Raw genomic sequence first — 22,621 nt, forward strand, 5'->3', positions numbered from 1 at the left:
CCGGCATTCCTACCCCTCAAACACGTGATGCAGCGCCGGCGGTTCGATCCCGGCAATATTGAGCTCGAATTTGCGCCGCTCCACACTCCCCGGCCGCACGCTTTCAATGTCGGTGTAGAACTGCCCGTACCAGTCGCGCATCTGGTAGAGCGGACCATCGCCTTCGCACAGCAGCGGGTTGTCGATGCGGATCTTGCTGTCCCAGATCGCCACGTCCTCATAGAAGGCGCTACGCGCCTGCTCCACGTATGCCTGCGCGATGGAGCGATTCTGCTCTTCCGACAGGCCCGGCACGCGCTTGACCAGCACGCCGTAGCGCAGCTCAAAGCTGTTGGTATCCACCGGCACGTGGCAGTTGAGCAGGATGGAGTGGATAGGCATGGTCGCCCATGCGCCCGCTCATTTCCGTGATGTGATACGCGGGGCCGAAGTAGGTGGAGAGCGCGGTCAGCTGGTCTTCGCCGGAAAGCCTGGCGCTGCGGCCAATCATGAGCTGCGTGCCCTTGTGGCCCTCGAACAGGTTGGCGAAGTAATCGACCGGTGCGCCATGCACGGCGCCAAAGTGCGCCATGTCGGAGATATTGTCGACCAGCTCGCGGCAGTTGGTGTGGATCAGCATCTTGTCCAGCGCCCAGTCCGACCACGCATCGGAAAAGCACGCATCGATGCGCGGAATGGCGACTTCCGGCGGCGGCGCATTGCCTTGCGGGTCATGCCAGATGAACAGCAGCTTGTTCTGCTCGCAGGTGGTCCATCTGCCGATGCGCGCCTTGGGCGGCACGCGCTTGCAGTAGGGGATCGATTTGCAGCCGCCGTCGCCACCCCATTGCCAGCCGTGGAACGGGCAGGCGATGTTGTCGCCCTGCACGGTGCCGGTGCTGAGATCCGCGCCCATGTGCGGGCAATAGCCGTCGATGATCTTGATATCGCCGGCGGAGTCGGCAAAGACGGCGAGGCGCCGGCCGAAGATGTCGAGCCTGTGGGGCCGGCCATCCCTGTAGTCGTCCGCCAGCCCGAGACAATGCCAGCCGCGCGCGAAGCGTGCCTCCGGCGGCCGCGATTCAATCTTGTAGCCTTGTGTGGACATGTCTTCCCCTGATAGTCCTGGGCGGCCCGCCGCACCAGCGCCCCGGCGCCGTACCTTGGGCCACGCTCCACGATACGGACCGGGCGGGTACGGTTCATCGTCCCTTCGGACTAGACCCGGCGCGCTGGCCGAAGCACCGGTTCATGCCTGCGCCAGCCGGCAGCGCACGCCCCAGCGCGCATCTCTCAAGCCGATTGCACGTGCCGCGTCCCCGCGTCCTTGTCCCTGGACCCGGCATCAGGGACGGTACTGTCCCACACGGCGCCTTGCAGGCAGGCGGCAATAGCGCGCCCGACATTGCGCCCGGACCAGATGCAGTCTGCCAGCGACAGGCCACTCACGTAGTGATTCGACGCAATGCCAACCGCGGTGCGGCCTGCCGCGTAAAGTCCGGCGATAGCGTCCTCCGAGCCATCGGCCAGTACCCGTCCGGAGCCCTCGTCCACACGAAGTCCACCTAGCGTGATAGCCGAACATGGAAAGACGCGGCTGTGCACGGAGATATCAATCGCTACATAGGGACCTTCCTCCAGCGGCGTGCACATCGGCGCCGACTTTCCAACAGGATCGGGGCACTCACCGCGCGCGGCTGCATTGTAGGTGTCGATGGTTGGCTGCAAGCTCGGCATGCCGAGCTTGCCTGCGAGCGCGGCGATGGTCGGCGCACGCCTTGCGCCGAACAGCATGAGCATGGCGGCCGGCACTGCCTGAAACGCCCATAGCCGGCCAAAAAAGCAATCGCGCAGTGCAGACCGCGCCAGCCGGGCATCCAGAATCAGCCAAGCCTGACCGCCGTGGCTCTCGCATATGGAATGGCCCAGCCTGGCGCCGTAGCCTTCCTCGTTGTCGATCCGCTGCCCCTGGGCATTGACGACGCAGCCGCGCGCCCAGTCGAGCGGCGGATTGATGAAGCGCCAGGCCGAGACGCGTTCCATGCGGTGCGCTGCCGCCCCAACGGAGAGCCCGAGCCGGATGCCGCTGCCGTCGCAACCGGTCGCGCCCAGCCGCCAGTTGCGGCGATACTTGCGCGCATGCTGCTCCACCATGTCCGTGTTGAAGATAAAGCCGCCGGTGGCTAGCACCACGGCATGGGCGCGCACGGCATGTGCCCGCCCGTGCCTGGTCTCCATTTTCAGCACGCGTGCCCGCAATGCGGCGGCAAGGCTGGGCGAGAGATCGTGAAGGCGCTCCGCCCAGCGCGCCAGGCGCGCATGCCTGCGTTGCAGGCGCCCCGGTGGCATGCGCCAAAGCTCCACACCAATGACCCTGCCGTTACCATCGACAATCAGCCGGCGTGCCGGCGCCTGTCGCAAGACTTCGACCTGAGGCTGGTTCTGTACCGCGTTGCGTAGCGCGCCGAACAGCGCTCGACCGGACATCCCCTTTCCTCTGGCGCGGCGGCCCCGTGGAGCCGGTTCCGCTTCGCGCGCATACTCTGGGACACTCTCGTTGCCAGAGTAATACAGGTAGTAAGGTTGCGCGGGATACGAAGTCTTGCGCGGCGGCACGGAAGACGCGAAGCCAACGCCATGTCCCTCCAGCCATGAAATCATCTCCCTGCAGCGGGTGCAGAAATCCTTCAGCGTTCCGGCTTGTACAGCATCGCCCACCTCCCGCGACAGATAGGCGGCCATGGCCTGCGGCGTATCGTGATAGCCAGCTTCCGTCTGGTAGCGCGTGCCGCCACCCGCGTAGCCCACACCGCCGCTCCTGATGCTCGCGCCGCCCCCTTCAAAGCGATCCGCTACGATCACACGCAGACCGGCCGCCGCCGCTTCAAGCGCGGCGCATGCCCCCGCGGCGCCAAAGCCGACGACGACGGTATCGCAATGGCTATGCCATGCATAGGCATCAGCGATGTCGACGACAAGCGGTGGCATTACCGGATTGACGCCCGAGCGCCCTTTAGACATACGCATACTCCCCATTTTTTGCAAAGCTGTCGCGATTCGTCGAGACGGCGTTCCCCATGCCGCGCGACCTCATGCTGCGCATGATTCGGCCAAGGCGGCGGACCTTGGAGGGGTTATGCACTGCTGTCTCCATCTTCCGAGGCCAGGCTGAGCCTTGTCGAACATTGAATTCATGTTCGCATTCGCGGCGTCTGCCAGCATCGTCTGACGGGACTAGATGGCGGATGCAGATGAAGAGGGTCTCGTCCGCGCCAGCGTGGATCAGGCGCTGCACGTAGCCTGTGCAGGCGTCCACCGTGCGGTAGGCTTGATGGGGTTGAGCATCATCATGACCGAATCGCTGAAGTCCGCCATGACCTTCTCCGAGGCGAAAGGCGGCATGGGGCAGTGCTACATCGTCTGATGCATTGTGTGCGACGCAATTGGATTGCCGATCATGCGCGACACGATGGCGCCCCGGCGACGACGCCAGGCGGTGGCAAGAGCGCCGGCTTCCCGTTCCCGCTAGAGGAGGATCCGCATGGTGTGATCGACCTCCTGCTCGCCCATGGCGCGAAACTCGGCCGGCCGATCACCCACGTGGTCCTGACCACCACGCTAGGATTCCCGCTGGTGTTGAGCGCCCGCCCTAGCCCAGCGCCCCCACGCTGCTGAGCAGCATGGCCTGCCGAGTCACACCGGTCTTCGAGAAAATGGCTCGCAGATGCGCGCGCGCCGTATTCTTGCTGACGCCCAGTTCGTCGGCGGCTTCCTCTAGTGCGAGCCCATCCGCGAGCTGCAAGGCGAGCTGGGTCTCGGCGGGGGTGAAGTCGAACAGCTTGCGCACAACCTCGTGCGAAGCCTGCGACTTCCGTTCGGGATCGCGGATGAAGACCACGCAGGCCGGCTTGCGCTTGTTGTCCTCCGACCACTCGCTCTGGGGAATGGTGCGGACCAGGATGCCTAGCCGCGCCTTGCCGGAAGGCCTTGTCATGGACATTGCCTCCACCACCGCCGGCCTGGCACCGATATGTCCCTGGATGGCATCACGCAAGACACGCTGGAAATTGCGCCTTTCCGTTGCGTACTCCACCTCCAGCGAGCCCCGCGCCATCCAGACTCCGTCCTTCTCAGCGAGGATCTCGTCCGCCGCTGTGTTGGTCCGGATGATGGCGCCCGTCTCATCGATAATCGCCATGCCCACCAGCATACGGTTGATGGCACCGGCGTACAGGGTACGTTCCGATTCCACTACACCCATGCGCGAATGCAGATCAACCGCGCACCTGAAGTGTGGCAATAGCATCGCGAAGAACGCCTTATCGTCCTCCGCAAAATCCGGCTCATCATGACCCCGGCTGATACGGAAGCGGCATTCCACGCCGTCATCCGTGCGGATATCCGCCCCCATCATGCGGCGTATGTCATATGGTTTGAGGAACTCCTGGTACATCGCACTATTGCACCACGCCCTCTCGCCGAGCCTCTCGTCTGCGGTCACCACGCGGTCGGTAGGCAGCCCGACGAACGGGTCGAGCGCATAGTAGTCGCTGTTATACAGTTCTTCACCGGGAAGCAGAGAGCCGCCCGTGGCGGAGGCGTGGACCATAAGGCCCGTGCGGTCGATCGCCGGGGACCGGAGAATCAGCGTGGCATAGTTCGCGCGCAGACGCGTGCGGATGAGTTCCAGGGCCTTGCTCCATGGCACATCTTCCATCGCCCCTCGATAGATATTACCCAGCAAGGCACTGAGATCATTCACCGAGAACGATGCAAGCGCAGCGCAAGAGGCCGCGCCCTGAACCTGGGTTACCTCCATCAACATACCTCTCGTCTCCTTCACTTCATATATGCGCGGCACTGTGGTGCGCGTCGCTCTTTCTTCCAAAAACTCTGCGGTTTTTTGGTTGGCGCCAAGTAACTATTCAGCAGCCGGGGATAGGCGAAGGTGGGCAGCCAGAGAAGGTGCAGGTCAAAGCCGTGAAGAGCTCACGCTGCTGCTTGCGCAGCGTGGCGAGGTAAGAGCGGATGGTGCAAAACGCCTGCAGCCCATGTATGACGCGGAAGCCTCCGGAGATCTTCTGTTTGAGCTTGGGCATGCGGATATCCCGTTCTTATCCACGTGACAGAATTATGCAGAGTTGCTTCTGCGCTTGCCGCCGGTCGCTCGCCCGACCGCGGCGCATCGTAGCCGAGCGTGCGCACCAGAGAGGTTCAGGAATCCATGTTAAGCGGCAGATGAACGCACTTCGAAGGCAAGCATAATCAGAGGCCGTCGAGGAAGGCCAGAATGTTGTTTGAAGGACGAGACCGGCGCTGTTTGAACTGCGGCGCCTGGATGGCATTTAGTGCCCGCTGTTTCATGGCCAGTTCGGCTTCCACGTACATATGGGTGGTGGCGGGACTCTCATGGCCAAGCCACAACGCAATCAACGTGACGTCTACCCCCGCCTGAAGCATATGCATGGCCGTGGCGTGTCTCATGATATGCGGAGAGACACGTCGCGTCTTAAGCTGCGGACAGCCTGTCGAAGCGCTGGCCGCGGCGAGCCTAAGTCTATCTGTCACGCCGGAACGGGTCATCTGCCCGCCAGCGCGGTTGGGAAAGAGCCACTGATCCGGATCTGACTTGATCTGGCGTAGCCAACGGCGGATTTGTTTCGCGGTAGTAGCCCACAGTGGCACGGCGCGCTCCTTTCGACGCTGGCAAGGTAATGTCCGATGGTGTGAAGCGCATACCCGTGACTTTGAAGGTAGCGGACATACGCCTGCCGGCTCGCTGCGAGAACACTGTCTTCGAGCTGACGCCACGATCGAACTCCTAGCCGATCCTCGTCCATGGTAGCTCTCCTCTGAGGCAATCGAGTCCCTCAGCAAAGCACCATTTATTATGTTCAGCAAGCCCGTCCTCGTGCACTGCAACAGAATCAAGCGCGCAGCGTGTCCTACGCGATGGAGCTCGTGAGGACTCTGCATAATTCTGTCACGTGGATAAGAACGGCTCTATGGATTCGAATCCATAGGCGTTCGGCTTGGTTGTTGTCGAACGGCACGCGATGATCGGCAATGAAGCGCCACACCTCGGTCGCATATCGCTGGAGGCGAGCCAGCAGGTTGTAGGCGAAGGACTGTTTGGTCTTGCCGCGCGGGTCCAGGGCTGGATTCCGTGCCTGCGCAGGATTGTCCTGCTGTCCCTGCGCGATCAGCGCCTCAGCGCGGCGCCGGTAGTCGGCCAGGGCTGCTGGCGCCAGGCTGGTGTTGCCCCGCGTCAGATTGTCGTCGGCTTCGCGCTTGGCCTGGCGTAGCAGGGTGATCATGTCCTGAGCCCAGGTCTGTTGGGTGGTCTCCCAAATGTAGATGAGTTCGCGCAGATGATGCGCGTTGCACAGCGCGTGCTGGCACGCGTAGTCGGCATAAGGGCGCCAGCCGTCATGCACGGCCACACCGTCGAAGGCAGGCAAGATGTTGAAGCTATCCAATGCCTCTTTGCCACGCTTGGCGTGCGGGCCATACCAGGTCAGCCATATTGTCGAAGCGCTATGCAGCCACTGCTGCTTGCGCCCAACCCGCATGCCTGTCTCATCAAAGTGCACCACCGGCTCGGCCAGGATCGCTTGACGGATCTGATCAATTGCCGGTGCTAGCGCGCCGGCAGCCTCGTTGATGAAGTTTTGAATGGTGCCCGTGCTCACCGGCAGATCGAACAGATCTCGCAGGGCTTGTGCTGTACGGTCGATCGGCACTTGCTGGTACTGCGTCAGATAGACCCCCGCGGCTTTGACCCGAGGGCCATACTGCGCCGCCTGGCTGACCCCGCTCGGGAACTGGCTGGTATGGGTCTTGCCACAACGGCACTGGGCAACTTGCACACGATGCTCGATCACTTCAAAGCGGATCGCGGGCAGATCAAACACTTGGCTGCCTTGCGGCAGCACGGTGACCTGATCTGCCGCAATGGCACTGCCGCAGACGTCGCAGCGCTCAGGCACCGGGTGCGTCACCGTGTGATCAGGGTCCTGCACCCGCTTGAGCGTCTTGCCCGGATGGCCGGGCTGACCACCCGGCGGGTTCGTGCCCGGCTCGCGCAGCGACTTCGGCTTGCGCTTCAGGCTGTCGGTCGAAGGCGGCTTGCTGGAGTTGTGGCTATCCTTCTCCAGCTTCGCCTCAAGCGCATTCAGCCGCGTCACCAGCTCAATGATGAGCGCGTCCTTCTGCTCTGGCGTCAGGTCGTTGAGGCTAGGGATCTTCGTCATGCGTAGCACTATGAAGCACTTCGCATCGGTTTACAACATCTGCTGAATAGTTACGCCGACGCAAAGAAGAGTGACCGGCGTCCCCCGCAGGGGGATGTCGTACGCCCTTGGGTGCAATAACCATCGCCGCTCAAAAAAACACCGACCACCCCAACAGTGGAACGTCGTACGGCTGTTGGGTGCAAAAACCATCACCGCCCAAACAAACCGCAAACAGCCCCAACGCTTACGAACCCTTCAAACCCTCCGCATCCACCGCGGCAAACACTTCCTCCGCCATGTGAAAGGCCGAATTAGCCGCCGGTACCCCGCAATAAATAGCGGTCTGCAGCAGCACCTCCTTGATCTCGTCGCGGCTGACGTCGTTGTTCGCCGCGGCACGCAGGTGCAGCTTGAGTTCTTCGCTACGGTTGAGCGCCACCATCATGGCGATGGTGATCAGGCTCCGCGTATGCCGCGGCAAGCCCTCGCGCGTCCAGATCTCGCCCCATGCATAGCGCGTGATCAGATTCTGGAACTCATCGTTCAGCGGGTTCAGCCTGGCCAGCGAACGATCCACATGCGCACTGCCCAACACCGCGCGCCGCACGGCCAGGCCGGCCTGGTAGCGCTCGCCATCGTTGGCGGGACGGTTGGCGGCCTGCTGCGCATCGTCACCCAGGAAGTCCAGCAGCGCCTCGGTGAAACGCTCTGGCTGCTCGCGGTTGGACAGATGCGCCGCTTCCAGTTCGAGATAGCGTGCACCCGGAATGGCATCGGCCAGCGCGCGCCCTTCCGCCGCCGTGGTGGACGGATCGGCGCTACCGGCAATCACCAGCACCGGCACCGAGATGGTCTTTATCGCTTCGCGCAGGTCGGCGTCGCGCACCGCCGCGCAGTTGGCGGCATACCCACGCGCATCCAGGCCGGTCAGCACCTTGCGCAGGTCATCCAGCCGATTGCCGGCGCCACTGACGAAGGAAGGCGTGAACCAGCGTTGCAGCGAGCCCTCCACCAGCGGCGCCATGCCGTCGCGCAGCACGCCTTCAATGCGCGTGTTCCACGCCTCGGGGGTGCCGATCTTTGGCGCGGTATTGGCCAGCACAATGCGGGAGAAGCGCTGCGGTGCGTTCACGCCCAGCCACATGCCGGTGAGGCCGCCCATCGACAAGCCGCAGAAGGCTGCCTTCCGGATCTGCAAGGCGTCCATCAGCGCGATGACATCGCTGCCCAGTTCCGCCACGCTGCTCGGGCCCGGGGGCAATGCGGACTGACCGTGGCCGCGAGTGTCGTAGCGCAGGATGCGGAAATGCCTGCCCAGCGCTTCGGCCTGGGGCGACCACATCGTGTGATCGGTGCCGAGCGAATTGGAGAAGATCAGGACGGGCGCGGATTCCGCGCCTTCCAGCGTGTAGAAGAGGCGATTGCCGGCGTGGGTGATGAAGGGCAAGGTGGTCTCCAGAGAATTCAGTTCGGTGTTCAGGTACGTGTATTCATTCAGCGTCAGCGGCTGGCTTCAGGGGGGGGCTCAGGGCTCTCCGGCCTCCTGCCGCCAGGCCGCCAGGACCGCATCGACGAATCCCCCCGCCTGCCCGGCGTAATTGGCCGGATCGCAAACCCGGTCCAGCGCCGCCGCATCCATCAGCCCGGCATGCGCGGCGTCCCCGGCCAAGGTCGCGCCCAGCGCCTGCCGCAATGTGGTGCCTTCGGCAACGGCCCGCCGGCAGGCGCCTTCGACCAGATGATGCGCCGGTAGCCGGCCGATCTTTCCACCCAGTTCCAGCATGGCGGCTTCTGCCAGGATCAGCCCGTGCGTCAGCCCCAGGTTGGCACGCATGCGCGCGGCGTCCACCTGCAGTCCCTTTACCACTTCCAGCATCTGCCGCAACGCACCCGCGGCCAGCGTGACGATCTGCGGCAAGGTATCCCATTCCGCCTGCCAGCCGCCCAGCGCGCGTTCGTGCTCCTGCACCATGCCGGCCAGCATGGTAGCCACCAGCGGCGGCACGCGCACGGCAGCGGTAAGCACGGCGGCGCAGCCTACCGGGTTGCGCTTGTGCGGCATGGTGCTGGAGCCGCCGCGCCCGGGGCCGGAGGGCTCGGCCACCTCCGCGACTTCGGTCTGCATCATCAGCGAGACGTCGCGCGCGATCTTGCCGAGCGTGCCGGTCAGCATGCCGAGCGTGGTGGCTACCTCGACCATGCGGTCGCGGTAGGCGTGCCACGGTGCAGCCGGGACTGCCAGCGAGAGTTCGCGCCCAAGCTCAGCGGCCACCGCCGGAGCGGCGTCGCCGAGGCTGGCCAGGGTGCCGGCGGCACCGCCGAACTGCAACGCGGCGGCCTGCGCGCGCGTGGCGCCGAGGCGGCGCAGGTCGCGCCGCAGCGCGTCGAGCCAGCCGGCGGCCTTGAGGCCGAAGGTGGTGGGCAGCGCGTGCTGCAGCCAGGTGCGCGCCACCATCGGCGTGTCGCGATGCTGCGTGGCCAGCGCGGCGCAGGCGTGGCCGAGCGCCTTGAAATCGGCATCGATGGCCTGCAGGGCTTCGCGCAGTTGCAGCACCATGCCGGTGTCGATCGCGTCCTGGCTGGTAGCGCCCCAGTGCACGTAGCGCGCGGCTTGCTCGTCGCGCGCGGCTACGCGGGCGGTAAGTTGCCTGACCAGGGGAATGGCGAGGTTGCCGGCTGCCACGGCAGCGGCGGCCAGCGCGTCGAAGTCGATCTCCTCGGCGCGGCAGGTGGCGGCGATGACCTCGGCAGCCTCGGCCGGGATCACGCCGCAGCGGGCTTCGGCGCGCGCCAGCGCGGCTTCGAAGTCGAGCATGCGCTGGACCGTGCCGGCATCGGAGAAAGCGGCCAGCGTGGCGGCGCTGCCGAACATCGGGTCGGTCAGTCGGGATGAGGTGGGCATCGAATCAGGTTCGCATCGGCATGGAAAAACCCCAGCGCCGGACCATGACGGGTCCGGCGCCGGGGCTCGGTCTGGCGCAAGCGGCTCGCGCCCGGGTCAGATGTCGAAGAAGACCGTTTCGTCCTGGCCTTGCAGCACCACCTGCCATTGCAGCTTGCCCGCGCCCGCCGGCTGCGCCACCAGCGTGTGGCGGCGCTCGGCGGGTACCTGCGACAAGGCCCAGTCGCGCGCGTTGGCTTGCGTTTCGTCCGGGAAGTATAGGCGCGTGGACAAATGCTTGAGCAGCCCGCGCATGAACAGCGAGACCACGATGTGCGGCGCCTGCGGCTGGCCGCCGGGGCCGGGTACCCGGCCCGGCTTGACGGTGACAAAGCGGAAGCTGCCGTCGGGCTGGGTCGGCAGCCGGCCAAAGCCGGTGAAGCCGGGCACCAGCGCCAGCTCCGCGCCGTCGCGCGCGTCATCGGGGTGGCGGTAGCGGCCGGCCGGGTTGGCCTGCCAGATCTCGACCATGCCATCGGGCACGGGATCGCCGTTGCCGTCGATGACGCGGCCTTCGATCACGATGCGCTCTCCCGCCAGCCCGGGGGCCTCGGCGGTCAGGTCGGCGCAGTCAAGGCCGGACAGGCCGATATGCAAATAGGGTCCGACGGTCTGGGATGCGGTGGCGTACAACATGGCTTACTCCATCGGCGTGGCATCGCGGCCACGCAGCACGATATCGAAACGGTAGCCGAGCGCGTACTCGGGCGCCGTGGTTTCCCAGTCAAGGGCGGCCACCAGGCGGTCGCGCGCCTTGGCGTCGGGTACACAGTTGAAGATGGGGTCGAAAGCCAGCAGCGGATCCCCCGGGAAGTACATCTGCGTCACCAGCCGCGTGGCATAAGCGTTGCCGAACAGCGAGAAATGGATGTGCTGCGGCCGCCAGGCGTTGTGGTGGTTGCGCCAGGGATACGCGCCCGGCTTGATGGTCTTGAACTGATAGCGGCCCAGGGCATCGGTCACCGCGCGGCCCTCGCCGGTGAAATTGGGATCGAGCGGCGCGTCGTGCTGGTCGCGCTTGTGCACGTAGCGGCCGGCGGCATTGGCCTGCCAGACTTCGATCAGCGCGTTCGGCACGGGACGGCCGTTTTCATCGAGCACGCGGCCGCTCACGAGGATGCGTTCGCCGATGGCTTCGCCGGCATGGCCGGCGGTGAGATCGCTGTCGCCGTTGCGCACGAACTCGGCGCCAAACAGCGGGCCGGTGACTTCGGACAGCGTCTGGCCCAGCGCCACCAGCGGCTGGTCGGGCGAGCGCAATTGCGTGGAGGCGTAGGGATCGAAACGGTATTCGGGTTGGGTATCCCAGTAATGCCGGCGGTATTGCGCCAGCCCCGGGGCCAGCTGGATGGGCGAATCGGCCATGGTCGTTGTCTCCTTGGTGGGGAATTTTCATTACTTTATTTGCGGTCATATCTCCTGTAAATTGAGTTTTTAGACAATTTGCATAACTTTTCGAAATGCAGAGCACATTCCGCAGCCGTGTGCGCCTGCGTCACCTGCACTGCTTCGTCGCAGTGGCGCAAACCCAGCATCTCGGCCAGGCCGGGGAGCAACTGGGACTCAGCCAGCCCGCCGTTTCCAAGACCCTGACCGAGCTGGAAGCGCTGCTGGGCGCACGTTTGCTTGAGCGCAAGCGCTCGGGCACCGACCTCACCGAACTCGGCCAGCGCTTCCTGCGCCACGCCTTGCGCGTGCTGGAGGACCTGGACGAAGCCGCCGACAGCATCGGTAGCCCGGGCGCCACAGGGCGCAGGCAGATCCGGCTAGGCGCCCTGCCCAGCGTGGTGCCGGACTTGCTGCAGGAAGCGGTGCTGGCGTTCCGCGCCACGCATCCGGAATTCGGCCTGGCGGTGCAGACCGGCATGAACCGCACGCTGATCGACTGGCTAAAGGCCGATATGCTCGATATCGTGATCGGCCGCATGGACAATCCGGCGGTGATGGAAGGGCTGTGGTTTGAGATGCTGAGCGCCGAGCCGCTGTTGCTGGCGGTGCACAAGGGCCATGCCCTCGCCGCCGCGCCACCGTCCCTGGCCGATGTCATGGCCTTCCCGCTGGTGGTGCCCGCGCAGGGTTCGGTGCCGCGCCACAGCGCGGAAAGCCTGCTGGCACGGCACGGTTTCGTGTTGCCGACCGGCGTGCTGGAGACATCGGACGCCTACCTGGGCCAGCTCACCGCATTGAAGTCCGACGCCGTCTGGCTGGCGCCGCGCTGCGCCATGCGCCAGGCGCTGGAGGACGGCGAGCTGGTGCTGCTGCCCATCTCGGGCCAGGGCAGCGAGGAGCCGGTCGGGCTGCTGCGCCAGGGCGGCCGCGAACTCGACGAGGCCGCCGAAGCCTTCGTGCACGATCTGCGCGAACGCGCCGCGGCGCGTTCGCGCGGGCCGGTGCCGAAGGCCAAGGGATAGTCCCGCCCGCCCCTTACATTTCGGTCGCGTCCTCAACCCGCTTGCCGGCCGGGCGGACCACGTCGGGGGATAGCTGCAGGAAGATCCACGCCGAGGCCGAGGTAATCAGCCCCACGCAGATGAAGGTGGCGTGGAACGCCGGCAGCGCGGTGGTGGCGCCGTGCCGGCCGAAGGTCCCCTGGAAGGTCGCCAGCAACGCGCCGGCCGAGGTCACCGCCAGGCTCATCGACAGCATCTGCACCATCGACAGCAGGCTATTGCCGCCGCTGGCCCCGGCTGTGCCGAGATCCTTCAGCGTGACGGTATTCATGGCGGTGAACTGGATCGAATTGACCGCACCGAAAAAGGCCAGTTGCACCAGCACCAGCGCGAGCGGCTGGGTGGGCGAGATCAGCGCGAACGAAGCCATCGCCAGTCCCACCACGAAAGTATTGGCGACCAGCACCCTGCGATAGCCGTGGCGTTCGATCAGGCGCGTGGCGAGGCGCTTGGAGCCCATGCCCGCCGCCGTGATCGGCAGCATCATCATGCCCGCCTGGAACGGCGAATACCCCAGGCTGACCTGCAGAGTCAGCGGAATCAGGAACGGCATGGCGCCATTGCCTATGCGCGCGAACAGGTTGCCCAGCAGGCCCACGCTGAAGGTATGGATGCGAAACAACCGCAGCGCGAACAGCGGCCGGCGGCGGCGCGTGGCGTGCAGCACATACGCCGTTAGCGAAGCCATGCTGGCGATCAGCAGCATCAGCACGGTGGCATGCTCAAAGCCAAGTTCAGCCAGGCCATCCAGCGAGAACGACAAGGTCAGCATGGCGATGGCCAGCAGCAGGTAGCCGCTGATATCGAACGGCGCCACGCCGTGCAGCCGGCTGTTGGGCATATAGCGCATGGTGGCCAGCCCGCCCAGCAAGCCCACCGGCACATTGATCAGGAAGATCCAGTGCCAGGAAAAGGTCTGGGTCAGCCAGCCGCCCAGCGTCGGCCCGATCAGCGGGCCCACCATGCCGGGAATGGCCACGAAGCTGAGCGCCTGCAGGTACTGGTCGCGCGGGAAGGTGCGCAGCACCGCCAGCCGCCCCACCGGCAGCAGCATGGCGCCCCCCACGCCCTGCACTACCCGCGAGACCACCAGCAAGGCCAGGCTGTTGGAATGCGCGCAGGCCAGCGAGCCGGCGACAAACAGCACGATGGCCGTCTGGAAGATGGTGCGGGTGCCGAAGCGATCGGCCAGCCAGCCCGAGGCCGGGATGATCACCGCCATGGTCAGCGAGTAGGCAATGATGACCGACTGCATGCGCAGCGGGCTCTCGCCCAGGCTTTTGGCCATCGACGGCAATGCCGTGTTGACGATGGTGGAGTCCAGCGTCTGCATGAAGAAGCCGATGGCGACCACCCACAGCATGATCTTGCGGGTGCGGCCGTCGGTGGCGGCGGTGGCGGGAAGAGGCGTGTCTTGCATCGGGATGGGCGTGCCCCGGAACGCAGGTGCGCTGGGTAGATCCGCTGGGTCGCGTACCGTAGCAGTGTAGCGGAGCTTTAGGGTAGCGAGCGCGAATCGCGAGACGGCGCCGTTCCGACCGCACGCCCGGTCAGGCCGCCACCCGCTTGCCGAAGTCAGGCCCGCCACCCTCGTTTGGCGACGAGACGTCGGCTCCTGCTATCGCAGGAGTCCTCATGCCCAACGCTCTCAATGCGCGTCTAAGCCCCTCCCGTTTCTCTCTACCGTGTGCCCAGACTAGCAGAGAGTCGCAACCCTCCGCCTGTCCGGCCTATCAGGAGTGGCTCCCGGCGACTGCGAATCATTCATAACTTAATTAAATTTAACTTTGAATTAATTAAATCGGAATTTTCCAGACTCATTTTAGGACGTGTCCGATTTCAATCTGGATGCCGGCTCGGTATTGTCCGTCTGGCCTGGGCGAAGTCCAGCCTCACTAGGGCGTCAACGCGCGTGCGCATGCCGTACGCCCGCACCCGCATCCTGCCGTCCGACTACTTCGTCATCGGCAATCGATGCGCGCCCAAGAACGTGAATCGTTTGCATGTTTGATTAACCAAGAGGAGAAGACCGAATGAACAGACTGACAGCAGGATCGCTGTTTGCCGCGGCTGGGCTGCTCGCCCTGCTTGGTGGCTGCGCGACCGAATCATCGACTGCCTTGCCCGTGCAGAAGGTCGAGAGTGCCAGCCGCCCCTACGTGGGCGTGCGCACGCCGATCGCAGTCGGGAAGTTCGATAACCGTTCGAGCTACATGCGCGGCGTGTTTTCCGATGGCGTCGACCGGCTGGGCGGCCAGGCCAAGACCGTCCTGATCACGCACCTGCAACAGACCAACCGCTTCCACGTTCTCGACCGCGACAACCTGGACGAGATCAAGCGCGAGGCGGGCATCAAGAGCCAGGCGCAGCGTCTCAAGGGTGCCGACTACGTGGTCACCGGCGACGTGACCGAGTTCGGGCGCAAGGAAGCGGGCGACCAGCAACTCTTCGGCATTCTCGGCCGCGGCAAGTCGCAGGTGGCCTATGCGAAGGTGGCCCTGAACGTGGTCAATATCGCGACATCGGAAGTCGTGTTCAGCAGCCAGGGCGCGGGCGAGTACGCGCTGTCCAGCCGCGAGGTCATTGGTTTTGGCGGCAGCCCCAGCTATGACTCGACACTCAACGGCAAGGTGCTGGATCTCGCCATGCGCGAGGCCGTGACGAATCTGGTCAACGGGGTCGAGGCCGGCGCCTTGACGCCGCGCAATCCCTGAGTGCCAATATCCAGAGGAAAAACTGTGAAGACATTATTCCAGCCGTGCCGCCTGGCGACACTCGCGATCACGGCAAGCGCATTGCTGGCGGGTTGCGCCGCGCCAGCCAAGCCCCTGTATCAGTGGGAAAGCTACCAGCCGCAGGTTTATCAGTACTTCAAGGGCGAATCGAAGCAAGCCCAGATTGAAGCGCTTGAACGCGATCTGCAGAAGATCATGGCGGCGGGCAATACGCCGCCGCCGGGCTACCACGCGCATCTTGGCATGCTGTACGCCGATGTTGGCAAGGATGACCAGATGGTCCGCGAGTTCCAGACGGAAAAGACCCTGTTTCCGGAGTCGTCCGCCTATGTGGATTTCCTGATGAAGAACATCAAGCAAGGCGGGAGCAAGAAATGAGGGATATGTTCAAACGCGCGCTCGCGTTCCTGGCCGTCGCAGCGCTGACCGCCGGGTGCGCGGCGCCCTCCAGGCATGTCGATTACCCCGCCTTCAAGGAGAGCAAGCCGCGCTCGATCGTGGTCCTGCCACCGCTGAACGAGTCGCCTGACGTCGCGGCGACCTACAGCATGCTGTCGCAGGTCAGCTATCCGCTTGCCGAGGCCGGGTACTACGTGCTGCCGGTGGCCCTGGTGGACGAGACATTCCACCAGAATGGCCTGACAACGCCGGGGGATATCCATGCTGTCGCGCCAGCGAAGCTCAGAGACATCTTCGGCGCGGATGCCGCCCTCTACATCACAGTGACGGACTACGGGACGAAGTACCAGGTGGTTAACAGCGCCACGGTCGTAAGCGCGAAGGCCACGCTCGTGGATTTGCGGACAGGGGGCACGCTCTGGACTGGCGCCGCTTCGGCATCCAACAGCCAATCGGGCAACGCCGGCGGAGGCCTGGTCGGGATGCTCGTGGCTGCGGCGATCGCGCAGGTGATCAACAGCGTGTCGGATGCAAGCTATTCGGTCGCGGGAACAGCGAGCCTGCAGCTGCTGTCGGCCGGCAGCCCGGGCAGCATCCTGTACGGTCCGCGCTCCGCCAGGTACGGCACAGACTGATTGTGCCGCGCCTGCTGCGGCAATGCCGCAGCAGGCCGGGAAGCCCGAATTCTTCCGGGCGCGGAAACCCGGTAATTTGCCGGCGGACAACCAGGCCACCGCTCAGATCTCCGCCCGCAACCCCACAAAAAACCGCCGCCCCGGCGCCGGCTCGAAATACCGCCCGTTGCTCTCGTTCACGATCACCGAGCCGATGTAGCGCCGGTCGGTGACATTGTCGATGCGCCCATACGCGTACCAGCGCATGCGCCCCACGCGGAAGTTGTAGCCGGCACGCAGGTTGAAGATGGCGTAGCCCGGCGCGTATTGCGTGTTGAGGTCGTCGGCAAAGACGCGCCCTTCCACGCGCATCTCCACGCCCAGCGTGAGGTCGGCCACCGGCTTGTACGTTGCCTCGGCAAACAAGCTGTGGCGTGAGGTGCCGGGCAGGCGGTTGCCGGAGGCAACGGTTGCCCCCTGCGCATTGCGGAAAGCGTCGCCAAAGAAGGCGTCGAGCCAGGTGTAGGCCAGCCCGGTGCCGTAGCGCTCGCCTGGACCGTAGACGCCGCGCCATCCCAGTTCCAGCCCGCGCCGGCGCACACCATTGACGTTCTGGTAGACGGAGCGGCCGTTGTCGTTGGCCAGCGGCACGATTTCGTCGTGGCTGTCGGCATCGAACAGCGCGGCCTCCAGCCGCTGTCCCTGGCCTTGCCATTTGACGCCGATCTCGCCCTGGCGGCTGGTGGATGGCTGCAGGCCAAGGTTGGTGCCGGTGCCGCCTGGGCCGTAGGCCACCTCGGTCAGCGTCGGCGTCTCAAAGCCGCGGCCCAGGTTGGCATAGACGTTGAGCGAGTCCAGCGCTTGCCAGACCACGCCGAGCACCGGGCTCACGTTGTTATACGTGGCGGTGCCGCTGTCGTCGGGGCTGGCCGCCGTGATGTAGTGATCGTCGATGCGCAGCCGGACCTTGCTGGCACGTACGCCGCCCACGAGCCGCCAGGCGGGGTTCCAGGTCCAGTCGAACTGGGCAAAGGCGCCCAGGCTGCCCGCCTTGGCGGTCTCGTCGCGGCGCAGCGCGCCCTGCGTGCCGTTCTGGTTCACGAAGCCGGTGCGCGCGTCGCGCATGCCATCGGCGTCGACGCCGGCGCTCCACAGCAGCGGCAGGCCGTTCAACGTGGTGTTGTGGTGCCACGAGAGCGCGCCGCCGCCATAGCTGCGGTCGATATCCACGATGCCGCCCGCCGACGAGGGCGCGATGCCGCTGAAGCCCAGGTACTGGGTTAGCTGGCGCGTGCCGCCGTAGAGGCGGAACTCGAGATTGTCGCGCTCGCTCAGGCGCTGCTCCACCTGCACGCCGCCCTGGTTCTGCCGGACAGTCTTGCCGGTATTGAACTGCGTGGCCAGCGGCACCGCCTGGCGCGGGTTGGCATCGGCCAGGGCGCGGGTAAGGCCGAGCGCGTCCTGCGCCTGCGGCTGGTCGAAGGCGTTGAACAACACGGTGACGCGGGTACCGGTGACAGGTTCCGCCACCACCTTGGCGTTGAGCTGGCGGCGCCGGGCCGCGCTGTGGTCGCGGTAGCCGTCGGTTTCAAAGGTCCATGCGTCCAGCACGCCGCCGATCTTGTCGTTGCCGCCACCGACGGCCACGCTGGTCACCCATTGCCCGTCGGAGCCGAAGCCGCTCCCCACCCGTGCCATCGGCGCCTTGGGCGGATCGGGCGTAAAGATCTGCACGACGCCCCCCGAGGCGTTGCCGTAGATCTGGGCGAAGGGGCCGCGCAGCACCTCGATGCGGCTGGCGTTGGTGAGATCCGCGGTGGATGCTTGTCCCTGCCCGTCCGGCATGGTGGCGGGAATGCCGTCGACATACAGCCGCACCCCGCGCACGCCGAACGTGGAGCGGCTGCCAAAGCCGCGCACCGCAAGCTGCAGGTCTTGCGAGTAGTTCTGGCGCTCGCGCGCGGCCACGCCGGGCACGAGCGTCAGCAGCTCCGAGAGGTTGATCAAGGGGCTCGGGGTTGCCAGCGAATCGACCGGGACATTGTCGATCGCGGCCGGCGCGTCAAAGCGCTTCTGCTCGGCGCGGCTGACGCTCACCACCACGTCGGGTAGCGTTTCCTCGGCAAAAGCCACGCCCGGCGCGGCCGCGAGCATGGCGGCTGCCAGGCAGCACAGACGGCGGGAGGCCAGCCCGGAAACTGGTTTCCGGCTTCGTGCACCGCCCTTGCTGCCTGCCATCTTCCTGCCCTGGGTCCGTGGATTGCTCCCCTTCCTGCCGCGCGGGCGGCCCTGCGCGGCGATCAATTGGCCTTGGGCCGGATCGCGTCGGCGGTGCCCTGGATGAAAGCCTTGATCTTCTCGACATCCTCCATGCTCAGCTTGCCCGTGAAGTCCGGCATGCCGCGCGCCATGGCGGGGCCTTTGAAGATGAACTTGTCGAGGTTCTGGATATAGGCGGCATTCAGATAGCCAAGGTTGGGAATATTGCCGCCGCGGTCCACGCCAGGCACGCCATGGCACAGCACGCAATTGCTGACATAGAGCGCGGTGCCCGCCGCGACATGGGCGGGGTCATATTTCACGCCTGCCAGCAATCCTTCCGCGCGGTACTGCACGAAGGCAGGCATCGGCGCCTTGCCGCCCACGGCGAAGGTGTAGACCGTGCCGGGACCCTGCCGCTCGGTGGCGCGCTGGGCCTGCCCGTAGACGCCGCCCCAGCCGACGGCGACGGACACGTACTGCTTGCCGTCGACCATATAGCTTACGGGCGCCGCGATCACGCCGGTGCCCGTGGGGGATTCCCACAGCTTGGCGCCGGAGGCGGCGTTGTAGGCAATGAAGCGGCCATCGGCCGTGCCCTGGAACACCAGGTTGCCGGCGGTGGTCAGCGTGCCGCCGTTCCACGGCGAGACGTACTCCTGCGTCCACGCGGCTTTCTGCTGTACCGGATCCCAGGCAATCAGGCGGCCGAAGGGCTTGCTCGTGGGTGGCTCGGCGTTGAGGAACTTCGCCGTGTTCCAGCCCACGTTGCCATGCGGCTGGCCAGGCTGCTTGCCGTTGAACGTCCAGTTCTTGTCGTCCATCAGGTTCAGCGGCACATGCTGCGCCGGCAGGTAGACCAGTCCGGTCTGCGGATTGAACGACATCGAATGCCAGTTGTGCGCGCCATAGGGACCGGGGATGGCGTCATAAGGCTTCTCCGTGGCACGCGCCTCGGGCAGCTCGATCGGGCGTCCGTTCTGGTCGTAGCCGCTGGCCCAGTTCACATCGACGAAGTTCCTGGCCGAGATGAACTGGCCGTTGGTGCGGTCGATGACGAAGAAGAAGCCGTTCTTGGGCGCGTGCAGGATGACCTTGCGTGCCTTACCGCCGATGTTGAGGTCGGCCAGGATCATGGGCTGGGTGGAGGTGTAGTCCCAGTTGTCGCCGGGCGTTTCCTGATAGTGCCAGACATATTTGCCGGTATCGGGATCGAGCGCGACGATGGAGGCCAGGTAGAGGTTGTCGCCGCCGGCCGGGCTGCGCTTGCTGCGCGACCAGGGCGAGCCGTTGCCGGTGCCCACGTACATCAGGTTGAGCTCGGGGTCGAAGGCCAGCGTGTCCCATGCCGTGCCGCCGCCGCCGGCTTCCCACCATTTGCCGGCCGGATCCCAGGTCTTGGCCGCCCTGGCCATCGACTCGTCCTCGAACGGCTTGCTGGGGTCGCCCGGCACCGTGAACCAGCGCCATTTCTGCTCGCCCGTGCCTGCGTCGTAGGCGGTGATATAGCCACGCACGCCGTACTCCGCGCCGCCGTTGCCGATGATGACCTTGCCCTTGAATACGCGCGGCGCGCCGGTGATGGTGTACGAGTGGCTGCGGTCGATGATGGTGTCTTTTTCCCAGACCTTGCGGCCGGTGCCCGCATCGAGCGCAATCAGCCGGCCATCGTAGGCGGCGACGAACACCTTGCCCTGGTAAAGCGCCACGCCGCGATTGACGACGTCGCAGCAGCCCTTGTAGCCGATCGACCTGTCGACCTTCGGGTCGAAGGTCCAGATGCGCTTGCCGCTGCGGGTGTCGATGGCATGCACCACGCTCCACGAGGCGCTGACGTACATGATGCCGTTCACCACCAGCGGCGTGGCTTCCACCCCGCGCGTGGATTCCAGGTCATAGGACCACGCCAGCCCCAGGTCCTTCACGTTGTCGGCATTGATCTGCGAGAGCCGGCTGAAGCGGGTTTCCGCGTAGTCCAGGCCGTAGCTGGGCCAGTCGGGGGTCTTGGCCGCGTTGGTCTCGATGAAGGCGCCATCCACGCTGCGGGTCACGGCGCGGATGTGGTCGGCGCTGGCAACCCTGGCGGGCGGCTTGGTCTGCGCGGCCGCGAGCGAGGCCGCGGCCAGCCCTGCCGCCAGCATGGCCAGCTTGCCGGTGCGCCGTGCAGCGCCCGGCCAGCAGGAAAAAGCCCGCTTGGATTCTTGGCTCATTGTGTCTCCTCTTCTTCTATTTATTCTTGCTTCTTCTTGGGGGAAGCCAGGCTGGTTCTGTGCCAGCGGCTGGCCAATGGCACGGCGGACGTTGCCCGCCGCGCCACCGGATTGCAGCAAACCAAAGGATGGCGGCGGAGGCGCGCTATACCCACCCGGGATTACCCCGAGGACGACGCCCGGCACGCCCCCGCCTTGTGCGGCAGTGCCGCTCAGTAAGCCATGCAGACCGACTTGATCTCGGTGTAGGCCTCGATTGCCGAGCGGCCATGTTCGCGCCCGACGCCGGACGCCTTGTAGCCGCCGAAAGGCATGTTGGGATCGACGATATTGTGCGTATTGACCCAGACCGTCCCGGCATCCAGGCCATCGACCAGGCGCTGCACCGCGCGCAGGTCATTGCTCCAGATGCTGGCGCCCAGGCCGTACTCCGAGCGGTTGGCCTCGGCCAGCACGGCCTCGGGATCGTCGAACGGCATGGCCACCACCACCGGCCCGAAGACTTCCTCGCGCACCAGGGTCAGGTCCTTGCACGCGGCGTTGGCCACCACCGTGGGCCGCACGAAATATCCGGGACGGTCCAGCGCATCGCCGCCCGCGACGATCTCCGCGCCTTCGCTGCGCCCGGTGCCAATCAGGCCCATCACCTTGTCGCGATGGCGTGCCGAAACCAGCGGCCCCATCTGGCTGGCGGGATCGAGCCCGGAACCCAGCACGGTGGCATTGGCCACCTTGGCCAGCCCCTCGACCACCTGCTCATAGTGCCGGCGCGCCACGTACAGCCGTGAGCCGGCGGTGCAGACCTGGCCCTGGTTGAGGAAGATGGCACCGGCCGCGCCCTGGATGGCGTGCGCGGGATCGCAATCGTCCAGCACGATCACCGGGCTCTTGCCGCCCAGCTCGAGCGACACGCGGCGGATATCCTGGCCGCAGCGCGCGCCGATCAGGCGCCCGACTTCCGTGGAGCCCGTGAAAGTAATCTTGTTGACGCCGGGATGCGCCACCAGCGCCGCGCCGGGCACGCCGTCGCCGGTCACCACATTCAGCACGCCCGGCGGGAAGCCCGCTTCAAGCGCCAGTTCGGCCAGCCGCAACGCGGTCAGCGGGGTTTCCTCCGCCGGCTTTAGCACCACCGTGCAACCGCAGGCCAGCGCCGGCGCGATCTTCCAGACGGCCATCAGCAAGGGGAAATTCCACGGCACGATGGCGCCCACCACGCCCACCGGCGAGCGCCGCGTCATGGCGCTGTAGCGCGTGCCCGGCGGGAACGGCACCGACACATCCAGCGTGCTGCCTTCGATCTTGGTGGCCCAGCCGGCCATATAGCGCAGCCATTGCGCGCTGCCGCCCACCTCCAGGCCTTGCGAGAAGGCCAGCAGCTTGCCGTTGTTGAGCGTCTCCAGCCGGGCCAGTTCGTCGCCATGCTGCTCGACCAGGTCGGCCAGCTTGAGCAGCAGGCGCTCGCGCTGGGCCGGCATCATGGCGCGCCATGTGCCGCCGGCAAAGGCGCGCCCGGCGGCCGCCACGGCGGCATCGATATCCGCCGCCCCGCCCGCGGGCACGCGCGCGATCTCCTCGCCGGTGGCGGGATCGAACACGGCAAAGGTCTCGCCGGACTCGGCCTGGCGCCACTCGCCGTCGATCAGCATGGCATTGCGGATGGCCTGGTTCAGGCCGCTGCGGGCTTCCACGGGTGCATTCATCTTCGTCTCCGGTTGGTCTTGGCTTGTTGCCTCGTTGTGGAGACCGAAGTTAGCACCACGTCCTTGTCACGGCTTGTCTGGCCGTGCAGAAAGCTT

The 22,621-nt window shown here is 65.6% G+C and carries 18 protein-coding genes and 1 pseudogene; 5 read left to right on the forward strand and 14 right to left on the reverse strand.

Features of this window, described 5'->3' with window-relative positions; all coding sequences use genetic code 11:
• Positions 1–9 precede the first annotated feature (9 nt).
• Together ACZY0R_RS02485 and ACZY0R_RS02490 are read right to left on the reverse strand one after the other, a co-directional pair.
• Positions 10–1,087 (reverse strand): annotated as a pseudogene (locus ACZY0R_RS02485) (3-ketosteroid-9-alpha-monooxygenase, oxygenase component).
• Positions 1,088–1,272: 185 nt separating this feature from the next.
• The gene (locus ACZY0R_RS02490) at positions 1,273–3,000 is read right to left on the reverse strand and encodes an FAD-binding protein (RefSeq protein ID WP_488856973.1); all 1,728 of its coding nucleotides are present in this window, start codon (positions 2,998–3,000) and stop codon (positions 1,273–1,275) included.
• Positions 3,001–3,217: 217 nt separating this feature from the next.
• Between ACZY0R_RS02490 and ACZY0R_RS02495 the strand changes: the two genes are divergently transcribed.
• A complete protein-coding gene (locus ACZY0R_RS02495) occupies positions 3,218–3,403 on the forward strand; it encodes a hypothetical protein (RefSeq protein WP_488856974.1) in 186 nt (61 codons plus the stop codon).
• A gap of 225 nt (positions 3,404–3,628) precedes the next feature.
• On the opposite strand, the gene ACZY0R_RS02500 is transcribed toward ACZY0R_RS02495, so the two are convergent.
• The 8 genes from ACZY0R_RS02500 to pcaH all read right to left on the reverse strand — a co-directional run bounded on the left by ACZY0R_RS02500 (position 3,629) and on the right by pcaH (position 11,520).
• Positions 3,629–4,804, reverse strand: coding sequence for a helix-turn-helix transcriptional regulator (locus tag ACZY0R_RS02500; protein WP_488856975.1), 1,176 nt, complete (start codon positions 4,802–4,804; stop codon positions 3,629–3,631).
• Positions 4,805–4,904: 100 nt separating this feature from the next.
• Positions 4,905–5,078 (reverse strand): hypothetical protein, encoded by a 174-nt coding sequence (locus tag ACZY0R_RS02505; protein ID WP_488856976.1) that lies wholly within the window; start codon positions 5,076–5,078, stop codon positions 4,905–4,907.
• A gap of 166 nt (positions 5,079–5,244) precedes the next feature.
• Positions 5,245–5,955 carry a tyrosine-type recombinase/integrase gene (locus ACZY0R_RS02510; protein WP_488856977.1) on the reverse strand — a complete coding sequence of 237 codons (711 nt, stop codon included), beginning with the start codon at positions 5,953–5,955 and terminating at the stop codon, positions 5,245–5,247.
• Positions 5,925–7,232, reverse strand: coding sequence for an IS66 family transposase (gene tnpC, locus ACZY0R_RS02515; RefSeq protein WP_488856978.1), 1,308 nt, complete (start codon positions 7,230–7,232; stop codon positions 5,925–5,927). Before tnpC ends, ACZY0R_RS02510 begins: the two co-directional genes overlap by 31 nt.
• 226 nt (positions 7,233–7,458) lie before the next feature.
• On the reverse strand, positions 7,459–8,661 hold the full coding sequence (gene pcaDC / locus ACZY0R_RS02520) for a bifunctional 3-oxoadipate enol-lactonase/4-carboxymuconolactone decarboxylase PcaDC (RefSeq protein WP_488856979.1): 1,203 nt from the start codon (positions 8,659–8,661) through the stop codon (positions 7,459–7,461).
• Between the two features lie 78 nt (positions 8,662–8,739).
• The gene (locus ACZY0R_RS02525) at positions 8,740–10,116 is read right to left on the reverse strand and encodes a 3-carboxy-cis,cis-muconate cycloisomerase (RefSeq protein ID WP_488856980.1); all 1,377 of its coding nucleotides are present in this window, start codon (positions 10,114–10,116) and stop codon (positions 8,740–8,742) included.
• A 96-nt stretch (positions 10,117–10,212) separates the two neighbouring features.
• The gene (gene pcaG / locus ACZY0R_RS02530; protein ID WP_488856981.1) at positions 10,213–10,791 is read right to left on the reverse strand and encodes a protocatechuate 3,4-dioxygenase subunit alpha; all 579 of its coding nucleotides are present in this window, start codon (positions 10,789–10,791) and stop codon (positions 10,213–10,215) included.
• A 3-nt stretch (positions 10,792–10,794) separates the two neighbouring features.
• Entirely contained in the window at positions 10,795–11,520 is a 726-nt protein-coding gene (gene pcaH / locus ACZY0R_RS02535; protein WP_488856982.1) for a protocatechuate 3,4-dioxygenase subunit beta, read from the reverse strand.
• Between the two features lie 95 nt (positions 11,521–11,615).
• Here pcaH and ACZY0R_RS02540 point away from each other — a divergent pair, with 95 nt between their 5' ends.
• Positions 11,616–12,566, forward strand: a complete 951-nt coding sequence (locus tag ACZY0R_RS02540; RefSeq protein WP_488856983.1) for a LysR substrate-binding domain-containing protein — start codon at positions 11,616–11,618, stop codon at positions 12,564–12,566.
• Positions 12,567–12,579: 13 nt separating this feature from the next.
• On the opposite strand, the gene mdtD is transcribed toward ACZY0R_RS02540, so the two are convergent.
• On the reverse strand, positions 12,580–14,025 hold the full coding sequence (mdtD, locus tag ACZY0R_RS02545; RefSeq protein WP_488856984.1) for a multidrug transporter subunit MdtD: 1,446 nt from the start codon (positions 14,023–14,025) through the stop codon (positions 12,580–12,582).
• 613 nt (positions 14,026–14,638) lie between these two features.
• Here mdtD and ACZY0R_RS02550 point away from each other — a divergent pair.
• From ACZY0R_RS02550 to ACZY0R_RS02560, 3 genes are read left to right on the forward strand one after another with little or no spacing between them, the layout of a single operon-like run.
• Complete coding sequence (locus tag ACZY0R_RS02550) at positions 14,639–15,319, forward strand: CsgG/HfaB family protein (RefSeq protein ID WP_488856985.1); 681 nt, start codon at positions 14,639–14,641, stop codon at positions 15,317–15,319.
• 24 nt (positions 15,320–15,343) lie between these two features.
• Positions 15,344–15,718 carry a DUF4810 domain-containing protein gene (locus ACZY0R_RS02555; RefSeq protein ID WP_488856986.1) on the forward strand — a complete coding sequence of 125 codons (375 nt, stop codon included), beginning with the start codon at positions 15,344–15,346 and terminating at the stop codon, positions 15,716–15,718.
• The gene (locus ACZY0R_RS02560; RefSeq protein ID WP_488856987.1) at positions 15,715–16,374 is read left to right on the forward strand and encodes a DUF799 domain-containing protein; all 660 of its coding nucleotides are present in this window, start codon (positions 15,715–15,717) and stop codon (positions 16,372–16,374) included. Before ACZY0R_RS02555 ends, ACZY0R_RS02560 begins: the two co-directional genes overlap by 4 nt.
• A 102-nt stretch (positions 16,375–16,476) precedes the next feature.
• Here ACZY0R_RS02560 and ACZY0R_RS02565 read toward each other — a convergent pair whose 3' ends face one another.
• The 3 genes from ACZY0R_RS02565 to styD all read right to left on the reverse strand — a co-directional run bounded on the left by ACZY0R_RS02565 (position 16,477) and on the right by styD (position 22,525).
• Positions 16,477–18,507, reverse strand: a complete 2,031-nt coding sequence (locus ACZY0R_RS02565) for a TonB-dependent receptor family protein (protein ID WP_488856988.1) — start codon at positions 18,505–18,507, stop codon at positions 16,477–16,479.
• Between the two features lie 146 nt (positions 18,508–18,653).
• Positions 18,654–20,822, reverse strand: a complete 2,169-nt coding sequence (locus tag ACZY0R_RS02570; RefSeq protein WP_488856989.1) for a PQQ-dependent dehydrogenase, methanol/ethanol family — start codon at positions 20,820–20,822, stop codon at positions 18,654–18,656.
• 212 nt (positions 20,823–21,034) lie between these two features.
• Positions 21,035–22,525 (reverse strand): phenylacetaldehyde dehydrogenase StyD, encoded by a 1,491-nt coding sequence (gene styD, locus ACZY0R_RS02575; protein WP_488856990.1) that lies wholly within the window; start codon positions 22,523–22,525, stop codon positions 21,035–21,037.
• Positions 22,526–22,621 lie beyond the last annotated feature (96 nt).

It is taken from the genome of Cupriavidus sp. F041 (assembly GCF_057814235.1).

Bases quoted from the DNA above. Each gene is read 5' to 3' on its own strand.
- pcaG (WP_488856981.1), bottom strand. From the start codon at position 10,791: ATGTTGTACGCCACCGCATCCCAGACCGTCGGACCCTATTTGCATATC.
- ACZY0R_RS02540 (WP_488856983.1), top strand. From the start codon at position 11,616: ATGCAGAGCACATTCCGCAGCCGTGTGCGCCTGCGTCACCTGCACTGC.
- ACZY0R_RS02510 (WP_488856977.1), bottom strand. From the start codon at position 5,955: ATGCAGAGTCCTCACGAGCTCCATCGCGTAGGACACGCTGCGCGCTTG.
- mdtD (WP_488856984.1), bottom strand. From the start codon at position 14,025: ATGCAAGACACGCCTCTTCCCGCCACCGCCGCCACCGACGGCCGCACC.
- ACZY0R_RS02495 (WP_488856974.1), top strand. From the start codon at position 3,218: ATGGCGGATGCAGATGAAGAGGGTCTCGTCCGCGCCAGCGTGGATCAG.
- tnpC (WP_488856978.1), bottom strand. From the start codon at position 7,232: ATGACGAAGATCCCTAGCCTCAACGACCTGACGCCAGAGCAGAAGGAC.
- ACZY0R_RS02500 (WP_488856975.1), bottom strand. From the start codon at position 4,804: ATGTTGATGGAGGTAACCCAGGTTCAGGGCGCGGCCTCTTGCGCTGCG.
- ACZY0R_RS02550 (WP_488856985.1), top strand. From the start codon at position 14,639: ATGAACAGACTGACAGCAGGATCGCTGTTTGCCGCGGCTGGGCTGCTC.
- ACZY0R_RS02505 (WP_488856976.1), bottom strand. From the start codon at position 5,078: ATGCCCAAGCTCAAACAGAAGATCTCCGGAGGCTTCCGCGTCATACAT.
- pcaH (WP_488856982.1), bottom strand. From the start codon at position 11,520: ATGGCCGATTCGCCCATCCAGCTGGCCCCGGGGCTGGCGCAATACCGC.
- ACZY0R_RS02525 (WP_488856980.1), bottom strand. From the start codon at position 10,116: ATGCCCACCTCATCCCGACTGACCGACCCGATGTTCGGCAGCGCCGCC.
- ACZY0R_RS02560 (WP_488856987.1), top strand. From the start codon at position 15,715: ATGAGGGATATGTTCAAACGCGCGCTCGCGTTCCTGGCCGTCGCAGCG.
- ACZY0R_RS02570 (WP_488856989.1), bottom strand. From the start codon at position 20,822: ATGAGCCAAGAATCCAAGCGGGCTTTTTCCTGCTGGCCGGGCGCTGCA.
- styD (WP_488856990.1), bottom strand. From the start codon at position 22,525: ATGAATGCACCCGTGGAAGCCCGCAGCGGCCTGAACCAGGCCATCCGC.
- ACZY0R_RS02565 (WP_488856988.1), bottom strand. From the start codon at position 18,507: ATGCTCGCGGCCGCGCCGGGCGTGGCTTTTGCCGAGGAAACGCTACCC.
- ACZY0R_RS02490 (WP_488856973.1), bottom strand. From the start codon at position 3,000: ATGTCTAAAGGGCGCTCGGGCGTCAATCCGGTAATGCCACCGCTTGTC.